General features: G+C 51.1%; 11 protein-coding genes. 3 read left to right on the forward strand and 8 right to left on the reverse strand.

Features of this window, described 5'->3' with window-relative positions; all coding sequences use genetic code 11:
• The first annotated feature begins 287 nt into the window (after positions 1-287).
• Positions 288-1,376, forward strand: coding sequence for a MucBP domain-containing protein (locus tag FC99_RS02830; RefSeq protein WP_048735730.1), 1,089 nt, complete (start codon positions 288-290; stop codon positions 1,374-1,376).
• An 80-nt stretch (positions 1,377-1,456) separates the two neighbouring features.
• Here FC99_RS02830 and FC99_RS02835 read toward each other — a convergent pair whose 3' ends face one another.
• A complete protein-coding gene (locus tag FC99_RS02835; RefSeq protein ID WP_048735729.1) occupies positions 1,457-4,066 on the reverse strand; it encodes a cation-translocating P-type ATPase in 2,610 nt (869 codons plus the stop codon).
• Positions 4,067-4,469: 403 nt separating this feature from the next.
• A complete protein-coding gene (locus FC99_RS02840) occupies positions 4,470-5,903 on the reverse strand; it encodes a C69 family dipeptidase (protein ID WP_048735728.1) in 1,434 nt (477 codons plus the stop codon).
• Between the two features lie 344 nt (positions 5,904-6,247).
• Between FC99_RS02840 and FC99_RS02845 the strand changes: the two genes are divergently transcribed.
• Complete coding sequence (locus FC99_RS02845; RefSeq protein WP_048735727.1) at positions 6,248-7,606, forward strand: FAD-dependent oxidoreductase; 1,359 nt, start codon at positions 6,248-6,250, stop codon at positions 7,604-7,606.
• A 216-nt stretch (positions 7,607-7,822) separates the two neighbouring features.
• On the opposite strand, the gene FC99_RS02850 is transcribed toward FC99_RS02845, so the two are convergent.
• Both FC99_RS02850 and FC99_RS02855 read right to left on the reverse strand, forming a co-directional pair.
• On the reverse strand, positions 7,823-9,952 hold the full coding sequence (locus FC99_RS02850; RefSeq protein ID WP_048735726.1) for a lectin-like domain-containing protein: 2,130 nt from the start codon (positions 9,950-9,952) through the stop codon (positions 7,823-7,825).
• A gap of 210 nt (positions 9,953-10,162) precedes the next feature.
• Positions 10,163-11,740 carry a peptide chain release factor 3 gene (locus tag FC99_RS02855; RefSeq protein ID WP_048735725.1) on the reverse strand — a complete coding sequence of 526 codons (1,578 nt, stop codon included), beginning with the start codon at positions 11,738-11,740 and terminating at the stop codon, positions 10,163-10,165.
• Positions 11,741-12,031: 291 nt separating this feature from the next.
• Between FC99_RS02855 and FC99_RS02860 the strand changes: the two genes are divergently transcribed.
• On the forward strand, positions 12,032-12,592 hold the full coding sequence (locus FC99_RS02860) for a hypothetical protein (RefSeq protein WP_048735724.1): 561 nt from the start codon (positions 12,032-12,034) through the stop codon (positions 12,590-12,592).
• A gap of 462 nt (positions 12,593-13,054) precedes the next feature.
• Here FC99_RS02860 and FC99_RS02865 read toward each other — a convergent pair whose 3' ends face one another.
• The 4 genes from FC99_RS02865 to FC99_RS02880 form a co-directional block, all read right to left on the reverse strand.
• Complete coding sequence (locus tag FC99_RS02865; RefSeq protein ID WP_048735723.1) at positions 13,055-15,079, reverse strand: CDP-glycerol glycerophosphotransferase family protein; 2,025 nt, start codon at positions 15,077-15,079, stop codon at positions 13,055-13,057.
• A 14-nt stretch (positions 15,080-15,093) separates the two neighbouring features.
• Positions 15,094-15,981 (reverse strand): hypothetical protein, encoded by an 888-nt coding sequence (locus tag FC99_RS02870; RefSeq protein WP_048735722.1) that lies wholly within the window; start codon positions 15,979-15,981, stop codon positions 15,094-15,096.
• A gap of 64 nt (positions 15,982-16,045) precedes the next feature.
• On the reverse strand, positions 16,046-16,462 hold the full coding sequence (gene tagD, locus FC99_RS02875; protein ID WP_048735721.1) for a glycerol-3-phosphate cytidylyltransferase: 417 nt from the start codon (positions 16,460-16,462) through the stop codon (positions 16,046-16,048).
• A 123-nt stretch (positions 16,463-16,585) separates the two neighbouring features.
• Entirely contained in the window at positions 16,586-17,728 is a 1,143-nt protein-coding gene (locus FC99_RS02880; RefSeq protein ID WP_048735720.1) for an AI-2E family transporter, read from the reverse strand.
• Positions 17,729-17,803: the final 75 nt, after the last annotated feature.

A 17,803-nucleotide genomic window follows, 5' to 3' on the forward strand; every position in this document is an offset into this window, starting at 1 on the left:
AACGGGTAGCCGTCAATTACCCGATGATGTTGCCACTGCGAGTAGGAGTGTCTTAACGGACATTTTGGACTACTGTGTCACCAGACACGTGAGCGACAAGCCGCTGAATTTATTCAGGGGCAGTTGACCAGTCGTGAAACAAACAATCCCATGTGTTCCAGCCAATCACTCCCCACATCCCCCATAGAACTTTCCCGACACCCTTCCCACTTCAAAAATTGCCTGCCACGCATGCGGTGAATGCGGTATACTAGGTTTTAAAAGGAAACTTATGGAGGTGAGCAGAAATGGCATTTTTTGATTGGTTACGGCGCTTGATTGAACCGGCACCCCGGCGCGGGCCTAAACACGCTATGCGGCGCGGATCGTCATCACAACAACCAATGGTCCCTAAAGTGACGCCCGCCATTTCTGAACGCCCACAACCAACTCCGGTGGCGCCTGGTGCACCGGTAACGCCCGTGATAACAAAGCAGTCAACGCCCGACCCAACCGCTACCCTAGTGGTTCGGCTCGTCGATGAGCACGACCAACCCCTGCAACCCGCATTGATTCTGACTGGTCAGTTGCACCATCCCATTCATTTTCGTTTCCCAATCATTCCGGGGTACGTGCTGACTCACACGCACGGCTTCACGCAGGATTTCATCACCGAATACGGCCTAACGACCCTGACCTACCAGCGACAATGGGGTCAGCCCGTCGTCACCTACTTGATTGACTACGATAACGGTCAACTTTTAAAATTACCAACGATTCAGCGCGGTCGACTCGATAGTCGTTACCAATTAACGCCACCAGAAGTTCCCGGCTACCACATTTTCCAGGCCCAGGGTGTGCAACGTGGTCAATTCTCCCGGCAAGCCCAACGAGTCATTTACTTCTATCGGCGAGATGCCTGGCAAACGGTTCAGCGCGTCCATCAATACGTTCTACTCAATGTCGACCATCAAATTCTAGATCAACCAGCGGGTCAGGCCTACGGGTACCAATTCCCAGCGAACTCGCTCTGGCGGTTATTTGTCGTCGTGACCCGGACCGATGGCAGTGTCTGGTATAACTTGGGCGGCGAACAGTGGCTCGCAGCTACCGAAACGACCTTACGTGACCACCCGCTCCCCACGGCTCTGCCCCATCGGCACCATTGGACCGTTCAACCGTTTGAGCGCATGGGGAGTGTCGACTATGTGCCGCACGCCGCCGTGACGATTTTCAAAGAACCCTACGGTGAAAGTGTCGGTCAACTCGACCACGGCGAGCCGTTGGATGTTCGCGGTCGCATCGTGGACGACCAAAATCTGGTCTGGTATCAGATTGGCCCAGACGCCTACATTAGCGCCCAGTATGTCCGGATAGTTCCCATTGCCTCCGCTTAACTTTTAACGAAACAAAGACCCGCAACCAGCTACCTCCTCCAAGGGATAGCCGGTTGCGGGTCTTTTCGTTGCGGAAATATTTAGTCTAAGTCGAGTTCACCGACCATCTGCTGCGTGCTCCGCCGCTGCCAGCGTTTAGCAACTTCCAGCACCAGTGTTGGCACGAAGACTGCCGGAATCACGACCAACCAAGCCACTGCCGGTAAGGCCACGAGCCCAAACGTGTCGCGGATTCCTGGAACCACCGCAATCAGTAGGACTAATCCAACTGCCAGCAGCATCGCCCCATTTAGCACGGGATTGCGCTTGAGGCTCGCCAGTGTCAATGGCTGGCGGTCTTTGATGGCGTAGATGTCGATCATGGACCCCATCGCGAGGACCAGGAAGACCATCGTCATCCCCACCGTCGCCTGTCCGGCTGATAGGCTAAACCGACCTAGCGCGTAGATTCCTAGTGTCAGTCCCGTAAACGTCACCGCTCGGACTGCTAAGCGGCCACCAAGGCCTCTGGCAAATAAGCTTTCGTCGTTGGCCACTGGTGGTTGCGCCATGGCTTCCTTTTCGCCTGGCTCGCGACTGATGTAAAAGCCCGGGATTCCATCGGCCAATACGTTGATCAGCAACAGTTGTTCTGCCAATAGTGGCGCACCCCAACCCATGAGGACCGCTCCTACCATCAGGAAGATCTGGGCAAAGTTGACTCCCACCAAGAACTCAACGGCCTTCAAGATGTTTTGGTAAACCGTCCGACCTTCACGGACCGCCGCAATGATTGTGGCAAAATTGTCATCCGTTAAGACCATGTCAGCGGCACCCTTGGAGACCTCAGTCCCCGTGATTCCCATGGCGATGCCCACATCGGCTGCCTTCAAGGCCGGCGCATCGTTCACGCCGTCACCCGTCATGGCCACCGTCTTACCTAATTTTTGCCAAGCCTGAACGATCCGAATCTTGTCCGTCGGTGATACTCGGGCGTAAACCGCAATATTTTCGATCTGGGCCGTTAATTCTTCATCCGTCAACGTCCGCAGTTCATCGCCAGACATCACGAGTTGTCCTGGCGTCAACAGGCCAATTTCCTTCGCGATGGCCTCTGCCGTCACCATGTGGTCCCCCGTGATCATCACGGGTTTGATACCTGCTCGTTTCGCCTCGCGGATAGCCGGGATCACTTCTGGCCGCGGTGGGTCAATGATACCCACCAGTCCCGCAAACGTTAAGCCCGTCGATAGGACATCCCAGTCGATAGTCGCCGTTGCGCCAACCACCTTGTAACCCACCGAAAGGACCCGGAGTGCATTACGGCCAAACTCATCGTGGACTTGTTTGGCCGCGGCTTGTTCCGCCGCCGTCCAAGTCACGGGAAGCCGATCGAAGGCCCCCTTCACGATGACCAGCTGTTGGCCATCCTTTAGCCGATGGACCGTTGCCATCGTTTTCTTCGTTGAGTCAAATGGATCTTCGGCTAACCGCGGCGCTTGTTGTTCAAACTGCGTCCGGCTGAGATCGTGTTGCCCCAGCCAGCGAACGATGGCAAGTTCCGTGGGGTCCCCCACCGTTTTTTCTTCGCCGTTCGCCATCTTGATTTCCGCATTCGTCGCCAGTCCCAGGTAACGCATCAGTTGCTTCCCGGCTGGCGTCATCTTTTCTGCCGCAGTTGGTTGGTCACCCGGCGTCCAGTAGCGCGTAATCGTCATTTTATTTTGCGTCAGCGTCCCGGTCTTGTCGGAAGCAATCACATCGACACCACCGATTGTTTCCACGGCGTTTACCCGCCGCATGATGGCATTGCGCTTCGCCATTCGCTTGACTCCGTGAGCTAAACTGATCGTCACGATAATTGGCAGCGTTTCTGGAACGGCCGCCACGGCCAATGAGATACCGATCATGAGGCTATCCGCAAGCCCTTGGTTTTGCATCCAGATGCTGAGGGCGAAGATGGCGAGGCCCCCGATAACCGCAAACGTCGTTAACCAGCCAGAGAGCCGGTTTAAGCGCCCCTGTAATGGCGTGGCCCGCTTCTTAGTCTTGTTCAACAGACCAGCAATCTGACCAAGTTCCGTGGTCATCCCCGTCGTCACGACCTGCATGACGGCCGTACCGGCAGTCACCGCCGTGCCAGAGAAGACTTGTTGGTCGTCGCCGACTTTGTCCAGTGCCGTTAATTTTTCCTTAGTAACGGGCACACTTTCTCCCGTTAACACGGCTTCGTCGACTGACAGGTTCGTACTTTCCAGCACGATACCATCGGCCGGAACTTGGTCGCCGGCCTTGAGTAAGACCAGATCGCCCGGCACAATGTCCTTGGCCTTGATCTCTTGGGCAATGTCTTCGCGTCGAACCGTTGTTGTAGGCAAACTCATCGACTGCAAAGCCGCCAGCGCCTTTTCGGCTGATGCCTCCTGGTACATGCCAATCACCACGTTGATCACTAAGATCGACCCAATCACGATTGACTTCGTCCAGCCCCCGCCCTGGAACAACGCCATGTAGCTCGCCAGGCCAACCGCAAACAATAGGACCATCGAAGACACGTCACTTAAATGGCGCACCACTTGCCGCCACAGTACGGGCTTCTTAGCTGCCACCAGTTCGTTCGCCCCATGCTGAGTCAATCGTTCCGTTGCTTGTTGTGTCGTTAAGCCCGCTTGGGCCGTTAACGTCACGTTTTTCATCTCTTTTCTTGTCATTTTATTTTCCTCCACCGTATAAATGAGTTATTATATCAATTACTATAGTCTTATTATTACTAAAAGTTTTGCATAGACTATGGCTGAATTGTGAAGATTCTTGGAAACCTGTAAAAGTTAGCTTATGTTGGAATAGTCGCACTCCGGCTGCCAGGGATTCCGACTACTGTGGGGACGGTCCTCCGACTCAGATTGATTTCTTCCATAACTTTTGTGCGTCATGTCTCCACCCATACAACTAATTTCCATTTAGATTGCCCCCGCTCAATCACTCCAGTCTTCTGGCCTCTTTTGAACCCTCTCGCATAATTCCAGTTACTAACTTTCTCCAAAAAAAACAGCTAACATTACCTGAACACAGTCAGATAATGCTAGCTATTCTCATTTGAGAGACGTTTTTATATTAAAGGTTCCGGTCCATGTTGAAAGTCAACTTAGACAACGTTAACCCTTTTTCAATCAAATCATTCGTAAACTTCGTGGTCTTGGTCCGCATGTCAGCGACGACTTGATGGTTCTGATCCGTCAGGTAAGCGGTCAGGCCATCTCCAGACAAGCCCTTGGCATGAGCTAACGTGTTAGCTACGTGGGTCCGCAAGTCCTGTTTAGCCGCCGTCACGTAGTCCACATCCAGCTCAATAAAGTTCTGGTAGTGAGATTCAACGATCATCGACAGCTTCCGGTACATCCAGTAGGCACTCTTGTCGTCCAAATGAACGGGCGTCGTGCTGTAAGAGTCATCGGTGTCCGTGGCATTAGCGAAGAAGGGCACGTAAGGACTGAAGGCTGGTACCCCGAAACATAGCCAGAAAATGGCAGAGCTTTCGGCCGGTACATCGTTTCTGATCTGCAGCACGTGGGAGTTTTGCGTCCGGTTCATCGAGATTGGCCGGAACTTTAACCGGTCCTCGTCGGCACCTTGGCCTAACGGATCGTACTTGGTCTCGTTGTAGTGGGAGCTCAAGATGTATTCGACATCTTCCACACTGATTTTGTGGCTGGTCCGACAAATAAATGGTAATTCGCTAGATTGGGGATCCTGTTCGATCTCAGGGTTTAAGACCCGTTGGCCAAACCAGACCCGTGGCGTGTTATAGTGCCGGTCCTTTTCAGTACTGGTCCCAAAGATGTGCCGGAAGTTCCAGCCATTTTGGTCGGGGTTCAGGTGATTTTCGGTCACAAATTCTTGAATGCCTTCGGAGTACATAAAGTTGTCGGGATCATCAAACGTGACCTGTTGAATGGCCACTTGGTTCGCAGCAACCGCGTAGGCGTCATCCGGAATGCGTTGGGCAACCCAGTGGTGACCCGTGACGATTTCCATGTACCAAACTTCATCATGGTCGGAGAACAATACCCCGTTGCCTTCGGGTGACCCATACTGCTTGATCAAGTTACCCAGGTAACGAACCCCATCGCGCGCGGAGTTGATGTAAGGCAAGACCATCGTTTGGAGGGAGTCTTCAGCTAGACCATTGGCCACCAATGGGTCAAAAGCCAAAGCATCTGGATTACCATAAACACTTTCGGTGGCACTCATCGCAACGTTCTTTTCGTTAAAGCCGCTTTCGGCGTAAACGCCTTCCTTGTCGACTTCGACGTTGGGCGTTGCCGAGTAACGATAACCGTCGCTAGGAATTGGCGCCGTGAATCCGTTTTGATTAGAGGTCCAAATGCGTTCTGGCTGGTCGTGTTCTGCTGGGTGAACGTAGAACCGTTGGGGCGTCAAGGGTAAGAAGGTATCGTCGTTTCTAGCGATGAGCGTCGACCCATCGACCGTTGCGAGCTTGCCGACTAAGACGGTCGTACAAGCGGATAAGTGTTTTGCTGCTTTCATAACTAAAACCACTCCTTAATTGATTCATCTGCCAATGGTCCGCCTCGTCATTTGATCAGCACCCCCATCAACCTTATTTCAAGCAGGGAATATACCGACCTGAACAAAATGAACGAACCGTCCCAATACAGAGACTATAAGCACTAGTGTACCCCTTTCAGGCCCCAAACACTAGTCCGCTAGCCCAATCCTATTCGGAGGGTAATGGTAACACTTTCACGAATGTGTTGACATTCTACTGAGGTTGTGTAAAATAGAGTTGTAATCAATTAAGATGTTTTTCACATAGTCATACTTGTGAAAACATCAGCATACATTAAAAACTTGTTTTGGGAGGCTACACCATGAAAGTTACAGTTGTTGGTTGTACACATGCAGGGACCTTTGCCATTAAACAGATCTTAGCGGAACATCCAGATGCCGAGGTCACCGTCTACGAAAAGAATGATAATATCTCGTTCCTATCTTGCGGAATCGCCCTTTATCTCGGCGGTAAGGTCGCTGATCCCCAAGGCTTATTCTACTCCAGCCCTGAGGAATTAAAGAGTCTTGGCGCCAACGTTCAAATGAGCCATAACGTTCTGGCCATCGACCCTGACCAAAAAACGGTCACGGTTGAGGATTTGTCTACTCATGAACAAGTCACTGAATCTTACGACAAACTCGTTATGACTTCTGGTTCTTGGCCTATTATTCCTAAGATCCCCGGTATTGACAGCGACAAGGTCAAACTCTGCAAAAACTGGAACCACGCCCAGACACTGATTGAAGAAGCCAAGGGTGCCAAGCGTATTACGGTCATCGGTGCCGGCTACATTGGTGCTGAACTGGCCGAAGCTTACTCCACCACCGGCCACGATGTGACGTTGATCGACGCCATGGATCGTGTGATGCCCAAATACTTTGATGCCGAATTCACGAATGTGATTGAACAAGACTACCGTGATAACGGTGTGAAACTAGCCATGGGCGAAACCGTTCAAAGCTTTGACCAAAGTGGCGATGCCTTAACGATTACCACCGACAAGGGTAGCTACGAAACCGACCTCGCCATCCTGTGCATCGGTTTCCGGCCAAACACGGCGTTGCTCAAGGGGAAGGTCGACATGGCAAAGAACGGCGCCATCATTACGGATGATTACATGCGGTCATCCAATCCCGACATCTTCGCAGCCGGTGACAGTGCTGCCGTTCACTACAACCCAACGCACCAAAACGCCTACATTCCACTGGCTACCAACGCCGTTCGGCAAGGTATCTTAGTGGGTAAAAACTTGGTTAAACCAACTACTAAGTACATGGGAACACAATCCTCTTCTGGCTTAGCACTGTACGGTCGGACCATCGTCTCCACCGGACTGACCTTGGCTGCCGCCCAACAACAAGGGGTCAGCGCCGAACAAGTTATTGTTAAAGACAACTACCGGCCAGAATTCATGCCCACCACGGAACCCGTGCTGATGTCATTGGTCTTTGACCCAGACACCCGGCGAATCCTAGGTGGCGCGCTGATGAGCAAGTACGACGTATCTCAATCCGCCAATACCCTTTCAGTTTGCATCCAAAATGAAAATACGATTGACGATTTGGCCATGGTCGACATGCTGTTCCAGCCAAACTTCGACCGACCATTCAACTACCTCAACATTTTGGCCCAAGCTGCGCAAGTTAAAGCTGACAGTTTAGCTGGCGTTAAGGCTTAGGCATAACGTGGTACCGCGCTGTGTTCTAACTGAACAATAGTTAAGGTCAACAATCAACCTAATAATCTAAAAATTTCAGTTTGGTCTACGAATGTCATTGGAGACCAACATGAACGAAAAAAGTGACTCTCCTTCCCAAATTGAGAAGGCGGAGTCACTTTTTTTCGGTCATCAAGGGTTGCAACATAGATTGAGGACTTTCGTTTCGTCAATTTCTCACGCTGGCACGTCATTCAGTGTCCAGGTCAGTGTCCCCTCATACGTGCCAGCGACCGTGCCACCACTCACCTCGAGCAATAGGCCCGTGTCGTCCGCCCAGGTGTCCACGACGTCCGTCAGTTGGTCCTCATCTGCCGCCTCACCCTGATGAATCGCAATTGGCGTGCTCGAAACCAGCGTCCGGTCAGTGCCATCGTGGTAGTAGACGTCACCAGCCAGCTGTTGACCCTCGGTGGAGACAAATGGTGTGCCCGTGACCTGTAGCGACCACTTGGCCCCTGCCTCTCGAGTATCCAGCACCTTTAGCTGCCAATCTGCTGTACGCTTCACTTGCTGGTTTGTTCCCGTCAGTTCTGTGGGGGCAAACGAGCTCTTCTCAGCAACCGTGTGGAAGGTCAATTGCCGCGACACGGTAATCGTAAATTTCAGCTGATTAGACACGTTACCATACGGATCGCTGGCCGTGACGGTCAACCTGTTTTCACCCGCCCGTAGCTTCTCTGCTGGAATCTGCACGGTAAACAGTCCACTGGTATTGTCGCCGCCATCATCTGGAATCGTAAATTCAGGCAGTGCCGTTCCATTCAGCAACGGTCGAACTTGAATGTCGCTGTTGCTCAAATTAACGCCGTCCGGAACGACAGCTAGCCCCTTCATCGTAGCGCTTTCATTTGGTTTAACCATGATGCCACTGCCCGACAAAGAAGCCAGGTGTAGCTCTAACGTTGGATTTAACGTGAAGGCCACCGTATCCGCCGTCACCACACCATTAACCGCGCTAAACGTACTCCCGCTGGCGGATACCGTCACCGGTGATTTCACATCGGCGGCTTCTCCAGTGAGTGAAATGGTCGCCGTTGGATTTTTGGTCGACAATGACCGGTTCAACGCTACGTTGAGTTGGTTGTCGGTTAGCCCTTGCAGGTCAATGGCCTGACTACTTCCATCGGCATAAGTCACCCAAACCTTTTGATAAACCAACTGGTCCGGTAAGTTCAAGTGCGCCGTTACGTCCTGCCAATCCTGTTTTCCCGCTACATAACTGAGCTGATAGTCCAGCTGAAACGGGTCACGCCCCTTCAACGTATCCCCATCAGTTACGACTGCACTTGTCCGCTGATTAGTCAACTTAGCTTTCGCCGAAGCATCGACCAATCCCGGGACCTCCTCCATCACGACCAAATTGTTCTCATAGCTGTCCCCGGTCGCTCCCGTGAAGCCCCAGCGAACCTGACCGGTCTTCAGTGGGTCGATCTTCGTCACGTCGACATCGACCGTGACCTGCTTTCCGGGTTGGACCACACCCGTAGCGGGGTCCTTATCGTCAAATACATACGTCATTGCCTGCGTGTTAGCATCCCAGTCGAGTGACAAATGGTGCCACGTCCCATTCGACAGGAAAGTATTGCCCCCACTGATGACACCCTCGTGCTTTTGTGTCGCGTAGTAACCCGAACTATAAATAGGGAAATAGGTCACCGCCCGTTCCATTTCGTAGCTACTAGCTTCGCCTGGATAATTGGTTGCCAGATGTGGACCATTCAGCCCCACATCAAATGAATCTGCATCTCCCGTATTGCCATAGTTGGTCGACGTGTTCAAATGGGTATCAAATTCCAGCGCCCAGCTATTCTGAATGGCTGAGGCTGCAACCTTGGTCGGTGTCGACTGCTTTTTATCCGTATCGACGCCCCAGACACCCAGTGTTTCTCCGGAAACGGTCTTGCCAAAGGTCGGCGTGGCTGCGAGTTCGCGGTCATCATTCTGTAGCACCAAGGCCATACCGTCCGCCGCCTTCTTCCCGGTATTCCCGAAGTAAAGCCACATGGAAGCCGACTGATTCTGATCGAGATCAAAGGCATTCGCCTCAGTTGACCAGAGTGCCCCAAACTGTTTCTTGCCGTTATTGACCCGAGCTGCCTGGGTCCCCGTGATGTTCGGATTCGTTGTTGCGACCACAGCCGCCGTGTTATTGGCAGTGGTCCCCGGCGTAAAGATCTGCGCCAAGGAGATTCCCTGAGGAGCGGTCTTCAACGCCTGATCGTAGTCTGCATCGGCCCGAGCAACTCCTGATAGACCTATGAGGCCCAAGCCCACCAAAATTCCTATCCATACCTTTACTTTCACCGTTATCCGCTCCTCTCCTGCCCCGTGAATGGTTGTTACCCTTAATCACGTTGACTAGCACTCTTTTTCAGCATTAGCGTATCACGATTTAATCTATCGAATGATAATTGGGCAAAAAATAACGGGAGTACTTCGAAATTTGACCAACGAAAAAAGGGACCCAACCTAGCCACCGTTGTGACTAAATTGAGTCCCTTTTCAAAATTAAGCTTACAGTTTCGACGTTAATTCAACGTCAGGATACTTGTCCTTAAACCAGCGTTCTGCGAATTGATTTTCAAATAGGAATAACGGTTCGTCATGGCTGTCCTTGACCAAGAGGTTCCGCGATGATGACATGCGTTCGTCCAATTGATCTGGATTGATCCACCGTGCCGTCTTCTTGCCCATTGGTTCCATGATAACTTCGGAATTGTATTCGTTTTGCATCCGGAACTGGAAAACTTCAAACTGCAGTTGACCCACGGCACCCAGGATGTAATCCCCGGTCGAATAGGACGTGTACAATTGCACGGCCCCTTCTTGCACCAGTTGATTGATCCCTTTGTGGAAGGATTTCTGCTTCATGACGTTTTTCGCAGCGACCCGCACGAAAAGTTCTGGCGTAAATTGCGGTAATTTCTCAAACTTGATCTTAGACTTGCCCGTGTAAATGGCGTCCCCAATTTGGAAATTACCGGTATCGTACAATCCAATGATATCCCCGGCAACGGCCGTTTCCACTGTTTCCCGCGTATCGGCCATGAACTCCGTAACATTTGAGAGCCGCAACTTCTTGCCCGTCCGCTCTTGGATGACGTCCATGCCCCGGTCGAACTCACCGGAACAGATCCGCACAAAGGCGATCCGGTCACGGTGATTGGGGTTCATGTTGGCTTGAATCTTGAAGACAAAGCCCGAGAATTCTGAATCGGTTGGCGCAACGTCGGTGTCTTCTTCGGTGTGGTGACTAGCAGGTTCTGGCGCGTACTGCAGGTACGTTTCCAGGAACGTTTGCACCCCAAAGTTGGCCAAGGCCGACCCAAAGAACACTGGCGTCTGGTCCCCACTGGCGATTTTAGCTTCGTCAAATTGGTTACCGGCTTCACCGATCAGCTCCATGTTGTCACGCGCATCGCGGTACCAGTCATCATCCTGAATGGCGTTGGGTTCAACTAAGTCCCCGTCGTCATTCAGTGGCAAGTAACGGTGCTCCTCATCTTCAGGCCGGAATAAAGCCACGCGTTGGTGGTAACGGTCGTAAAGACCCTTTAATTCCTTCCCCATCCCAATTGGCCAGTTCATCGGGTAGCCTTCGATGCCTAAGACATCTTCTAGCTCAGCGATGAGGTCCATGGGATCACGGCCATCGCGGTCCAGCTTATTCATGAAGGTAAAGATGGGAATGCCCCGCATCTTACAGATTTGGAACAGCTTTTTGGTCTGTGGTTCGATCCCTTTGGCGGAGTCGATCACCATGACCGCGGAGTCAACGGCCATTAGCGTCCGGTACGTATCTTCGGAGAAGTCCTCATGTCCTGGGGTATCCAAGATGTTGATGCGCTTACCTTGGTAATTGAATTGCATCACGGAACTCGTCACGGAGATTCCCCGTTTTTGTTCGATCTCCATCCAGTCGGACTTGGCAAAGTTGCCGCTCTTCCGGGCCTTAACCGTTCCGGCCTCACGCACAACACCCCCAAATAACAGGAGTTGTTCGGTAATCGTCGTCTTCCCGGCATCGGGGTGAGAGATGATGGCAAACGTTCGACGCTTAGAAACGGCGTCAGCTAAATTTTTTTCACTCATATGGTTTCCTCACAAATTTTCATTTTTGATTTAAGTAACAGTCTCTATCATTTTTTAAACGTAACTTTTGAATTTTAACACAGCTTAGTCCGCATAGCGGTCCCTCGCGACTTTTTAGTTTTAGTTACAATTTATCTCGTCTTTTTTTCATAGTGCTTAAATTTTACCACATCTACGCCGACAATTCACGGTTTGTTCGCACCCAGGGGATTTCGTGGTATGATAATAAAATAGAACTTTAATTCGGATTGGCCATTACGGCTACCCGATGATTTAGAAACGGGTGAAACTATGTCGGCGTCTACTGAAGCCATTTTAATTGAAATTGTGTTTGGTCTGGGAGCTCTGATTGTGATTGGCGGCCTGATCAGCCTAGTGGTCATGAAGAGCCACCACCAGTCGATGCGTCCCGCAATGGCCATAGTTCTGTGTGGTGCGGGATTGGTTATTATTGCGATTCTCCTGAACGTTCTGGTGTTTAAGACCTACGACCACGTTCGTGTGAAGAAGAATCAGTATTACGAGGCGACTAGCCTGACCACCAACATGCGCGCCTCACTGGCCAGCAGTCGCACGGCCAATCAACCGGTCAGCACGCAGTCAAAGAAGGCCAGCAAGAATGTGACCTACCTGATCAAACACCTAAACCAGTCCAGGACAGCGGTCAAACAGGCCCAAGCGGCCCAACACCAATTGACCACGCAGAAGCGGCCAGATTTAAAATTAGTACGTCGTAATTACCGACTGATCCTAAACGGCTACTTCGCTGGCATTATCCGCCAACCAGCGAAGGCCCAGCGGGTGAGTCAACACGCCTACCACCAAGTCACCACTTATCGTCTTACAAAATAAACAGGTTTTGCCACTACCCCAATACGGGATCGGTGGCAAAACCTGTTTTTGATTTTCAGTTAGCAACTATCTACCACTGTGTTTCCATCACCTTACTGGTCGCCAGATACGATGCGCTTGAGCCTATATCTGACGACCTCTCGACTTACACAGCAGTATCATAATCAACACCGTATCAAGCGAATTGATACACAACAGATTTAGACCTCGGTTAAGGAACATCTGTAATTCAACCACTGATATAGCAGAGCGCAATCAGAGCCGGAGGAGGCCAGGGATGTAGCCAGCTGTGTCGACGATGTTAGTCGAGGTTCTTTCTCGGCTTACATCGTGGGACGACCTGAGAGACACGTGATTTTCGTGGCTTTCAGGCGAGCCAAAAGCCCGTTTCTCAGGCTGGAGGCGTTCCTCATAGCAGGCGGAATCTCTGGCAGCCGCAGTGCGACCAATTTTCGCTACATGTTACCCGTTCTTCTCGATCTGTTGAACCACATAGTTCACAATCTTCAAAGAACTCAACCCATCATCGATTGCACAGAAGCGGCGGTAAAAGTCCATAAACTTCTGGTTGTCGCTCATGTCTGGCGTCTGTAGTTTCTTACCGATCAGGTCCAGCAATTGCGTCTCATTATGCGCAATCTCACCCGGCAAGTCCTTTTCGTAGTCGAGGTAGAAGCCCCGCAATTCGTCCTTGTACATGTGGTAATCGTACGGGTAGAACAGGATTGGCCGCTTGAGGTAGGCAAAGTCGAAGAAGACGGAAGAGTAGTCCGTGATCAGCATGTCACTGATCAGGTACAGATCCGAAATATTTGGATGGTTGGAGAAGTCGAAGACGACCCCTTCATACCCACTGATATCCAATGCATTAGAAATCAAATAGTGCATCCGCAAGACCAGCACGGCGTCTTGGCCGAACTTTTCACGGAATTCATCCAATGAGAATGGCAGTTCGAAGGTGTACTTCCCCTTCTCGGCAAATTGGTTATCCCGGTAAGTTGGCGCGTACAAGACGACCTTCTTATCCAACGGAATTCCTAATTGTTGCTTCAAGGTGACGATGTCGTCCGGCGTACTGTTCAGTAGTTCGTCGTTTCGCGGATATCCTACCTTCAGAATCTGGTTGTTAAAGCCAAAGGCCGACCGAAAAATCCGCGTAGAATAATCGTTAGGCGAGACCAACGCATCCCAGCGGTTGGCTTCCTTGACGAAGTTGGCGTGATACTTGACCGTCGTCGTCCCCGGCATGGAAACATTTTCAATGTCCAAGCCCAGCTTCTTCAACGGCGTTCCGTGCCACGTTTGAATGTAAGTGACGTAGTTAGGCTTACGGACCCAAGCTGGGAACCGCGCGTTACTGATCCAGAAGCTGGCTTTTTCCAGCGTCCGCACCCATTTAGCCGTTCGACGCACGACAAATGGAATCCCATTTTCCTTACAGAACTTCTTCTGTGACCGGTCAATCGACCAGATAAAGTTGAAGCCAGGATAGAGTTGCGTAAACAATTGGTAAATGGCATACGGTGAGTCACTGACCTGCCGCCCACCGAAACTTTCGAAAATTAAGGTTGGCTGTTCAAATGGTCGGTGCCCCCGCTTAAATAGGCGCCGCATGTAGACCAGATTGATCTTATCCATCAGCAAGTTAAATAGCTTTGAAGCACTGCCTAGCTTGGCTGGAACACCAGCTAGCCGTTGAGGCAAGGTTGGGGACGCCATTTCTTGGACCCGAATCCCATTGTCAAACCGCTTTTCAATTAAGACCAATCGGTGATCGCCGGTAACGGCTTGGGTCACTTGACCGGCTAACGACTTAGACAATACCACGCGTTGTTCAAGGTCTTCGCCCGCCACAGTTGAGCGAATGAAGAGTTGTTGCGTCGTATTAGCAGCCAGATCAGATAGCGGAATAGCCGCCGTGAACAAGCCATGGAGACTCATCTTGGTAATCGGCCACTCTGCGGAGCTATCCTCCGTGACATTTTTCAAGACTAACCGTTGATTGGTAATGGGTTGGTTGTTGATGTGACTTGGCCCGATGATCTGTAATTGGTCATCTTGCAGGTTGATCGCGTTGATTGAGAACTCGTCTTCAGCCTGTTGCGTATGCATATTGAACAGCGCCATCCCGTTGGCGTCACTGTTCAACTGGTAGTAACTGGTCAACGTGAACTGGTGCCGGTCACTCAGGTATTCACTTTCGACCTGAATCAGGCCCCGAGTCGTCTGCTGCTGAATGTTTAAGTACATTTCCCAGCTAAACTCGCTCTGGCCCTCCGCAGCAAATTGCAGGTCAGCGGCATTGATACGAAGCCGCACGACCTCTGAACTGACGACTTTGCTAATGGGGACCGTCAGTGACGCCTTCGTCTGCTTTTCCAGGAAGGTGACCGCTAAATCGTCAAACGGTTCCGGTACGTCGATCAGTTCGAGCTCGAGTTCCTGTAAATTCTTTTTATGATGTAATCCAGATAAAATCGCACGCACGATGGAAAAACTCCTTAGTAGTTAAAAATCAGCTGGTTCGGCATTTGTGGTGAGAAGACGGCGTTGACCGCTAAATCCACGTAAAGGCGTGTGTCAGGGGTCAATAACCGACCAATGACGGCCTGGTAAAAGGCGTAAACGTCATCGAAACGCCGGTAGTTAGAATAAGCTAGCACCCCGTAATAGGCTTCCGTTGTCGTCACGATTTGCGTGTGATCGACCGCGGCGGCTTCCGCCTTCGTCAGTTCTCGTTTAGTCATGTTGGCCGCCGCAGCACTCTGCTTGGCCTCAGCGAATTTAGTCGCAATCATGGCTGATGAGGCACTCAGGTTCAGCACCTGTTCGATGGGTCGCTCATGCCGAACGAAGCGCAAGACGGCCTCCCCTTTTTTATTCAAGAGGTAGCTGGTCTGGGCAACTTCACCCTGCATTTTTTCCACACCAACGACCTGGCCATTCAGTCCATATGTATCGATCTGGGTCAACTGGTCGCTGTGATACTGGCGCAGCACCATTGGCGTTTCATCGTCTAACTGACGCAATTCAGCCACCAGGTGTCCGGCACTCAGGTACCGCTTGACCTGTTCTTGGTTGTCCGCAAATAGACGTTCGTCAAAACTCGTCAAATCAGCGGCATGGCGTTCACTCGCGGTCAGCGTCAATCCAGATTCCTCTTCGAAGAGATCTGCTAACGTGACCAGGTTTAAGTTAGCCACCCGGTCTTCCTTCTCAGCGAGCCGGTTAAGGTACTCCCGCACCGTCCACACCGCTTCAAAGTTCACCATGGCAACCAACACGCTCACGCGATGGCCCTGCCGCAAGGCTTTCATCAATTGAATCGAAAAATTGGGCTTGTGCATCCCATCTAAGGATGTCACTAAGAAAATAATCTGTTGCTGCATGCGTTTGCCTCCGTCTCCGCTCTAAAAAAAATCCCTAGTCTGCGACTAAGGATCATTGCCAACACTACTCTTCTTCCTTCCAGTCGTCTTCTTCTGACAGGCCGAGATCGTGCTTGATTTTGGTCGTGGAAATCCCTTCAGTCCGTGGTAAGTAGATCACTTCACAGTAATCCTTCAAGAAGTCAAACTTGCCCTTCCAGTCATCCCCCATCACAAAGATGTCGATGTCATTTTCTTGGACGTCACGAATCTTTTGGTCCCAAGTCGTTTCGGGAATCACGTGATCCACGTATTTAATGGCTTCCAAAATGTACTTCCGGTCTTCGTAAGACGTGTAAGCCCGCTTCCCCTTTTCGGCGTTGAATTCGTCGGAGGAAACACAAACCGTCAAATCGTCGCCTAAGGCCTTAGCCCGCTTTAATAACCGAATGTGACCCTTATGTAACAGGTCAAACGTCCCGTACGTAATTACTTTTTTCATGTAGAATCTCCTACTTTATCTGGTTAATTTCCCCCACCGTTGCCAGTCAGGGGCGCTAAAAAATCCAATAACAATCTAAATAGTAGCATATTCAGCGGTCACGTCAACTTCAAACCGCAAACGTTAGTCTTTTCTTGATAAATTCGAATCCAATTTTGGCGTTGGTTTGTCCGGATGGGCTAACTGCCAAATGCTGTACAGGTACTGCACCACCGTCTTGACCACGGCATACAGGGGCACTGCGAGGATCATCCCCAACAGTCCGGCAATATTTCCGGCCGCTAGCAAAATAATAATGATCGTCAGCGGATGAATCTGTAGGCTCTTCCCAATGATGTTCGGGTAAACCAAGTTTCCGTCGATCTGCTGGACGACCACGACAACGATAACCACGTAGATGACCATGTTAGTGCTAATGGTGAAGGCCACGATCATGGCCGGCAAGATTCCGATATAGGGTCCCACGTAAGGAATCAGGTTGCACAACCCCGCGAAGACCCCGAGTAACAGCGCGTATTTCTCACCGATCACCATGTAACCGATGGCCGTAAACGTCCCCACGAAGAGACATTCGAGAATCTGGCCACCCACGTAACGGGCAATCGTGCTGTTCATCCGGCTCAATAGCTCTGCCGTCTGGGCGCCGTGCTTCTCGGGTAACCACCGGCGAACGGCTGGCATGAAACGCTCACCGTCTTTTAACATATAGAATAACATGACGGGCACGGTCACCGCCGTTACAGTCACCGTCGTCACGGTACCAATAATGCTGCCAATGCCACTAGTCAAACCGCTCATAAAACTCTCGGCATACTTGGAAAAGGCGCTCTGGATCTGGGTCAAGTACTTTGAAAAGTCAATATCCTTAAAGATGGGACGATTGATCAGCTTAGCCATGACGGCCTCACTAGACTTAGCGAAGTCGGGAATATTGCCGATCAGATTAGACACCTGGTTGACCAACCGCGGGACGAGCCACATTCCACCGGCAACGAGTAACAGAGCCAACAGGAGAAAAACAATGGCCACGGCCGCCGTCCGGTTGATGTGAAATTTTTTCCAACGAACCTTCTCCAACAATTTCACGATAGGATTCAGCAGGTAAAACAGCACCCCTGAAAGTAGCAGCGGCGCGAACACCGTGGAGAGAAACACCCCAATCGGTGAGAATAAAAAACTAATCTGCGTGCAGACCCAAATCAAGGCAGCAACAATCAATAGCTCCAGTGACCAGAACATGACACGCGAATTGGCGACCCATTTCATCGGCACTTCCCCCTTCAACGTCTAACTCTATTTTCTTTAAAAAAAGGAGCCAGCCACGAATGGACTTGCTCCTGG

Source organism: Levilactobacillus koreensis JCM 16448 (assembly GCF_001435525.1).
Classification (GTDB): Bacteria; Bacillota; Bacilli; order Lactobacillales; family Lactobacillaceae; genus Levilactobacillus; species Levilactobacillus koreensis.

Coding starts and splice junctions, on each gene's coding strand:
- FC99_RS02835 (WP_048735729.1), bottom strand. CDS start 4,066: ATGACAAGAAAAGAGATGAAAAACGTGACGTTAACGGCCCAAGCGGGC.
- tagD (WP_048735721.1), bottom strand. CDS start 16,462: ATGAAAAAAGTAATTACGTACGGGACGTTTGACCTGTTACATAAGGGT.
- FC99_RS02860 (WP_048735724.1), top strand. CDS start 12,032: ATGTCGGCGTCTACTGAAGCCATTTTAATTGAAATTGTGTTTGGTCTG.
- FC99_RS02880 (WP_048735720.1), bottom strand. CDS start 17,728: ATGAAATGGGTCGCCAATTCGCGTGTCATGTTCTGGTCACTGGAGCTA.
- FC99_RS02840 (WP_048735728.1), bottom strand. CDS start 5,903: ATGAAAGCAGCAAAACACTTATCCGCTTGTACGACCGTCTTAGTCGGC.
- FC99_RS02870 (WP_048735722.1), bottom strand. CDS start 15,981: ATGCAGCAACAGATTATTTTCTTAGTGACATCCTTAGATGGGATGCAC.
- FC99_RS02855 (WP_048735725.1), bottom strand. CDS start 11,740: ATGAGTGAAAAAAATTTAGCTGACGCCGTTTCTAAGCGTCGAACGTTT.
- FC99_RS02845 (WP_048735727.1), top strand. CDS start 6,248: ATGAAAGTTACAGTTGTTGGTTGTACACATGCAGGGACCTTTGCCATT.
- FC99_RS02830 (WP_048735730.1), top strand. CDS start 288: ATGGCATTTTTTGATTGGTTACGGCGCTTGATTGAACCGGCACCCCGG.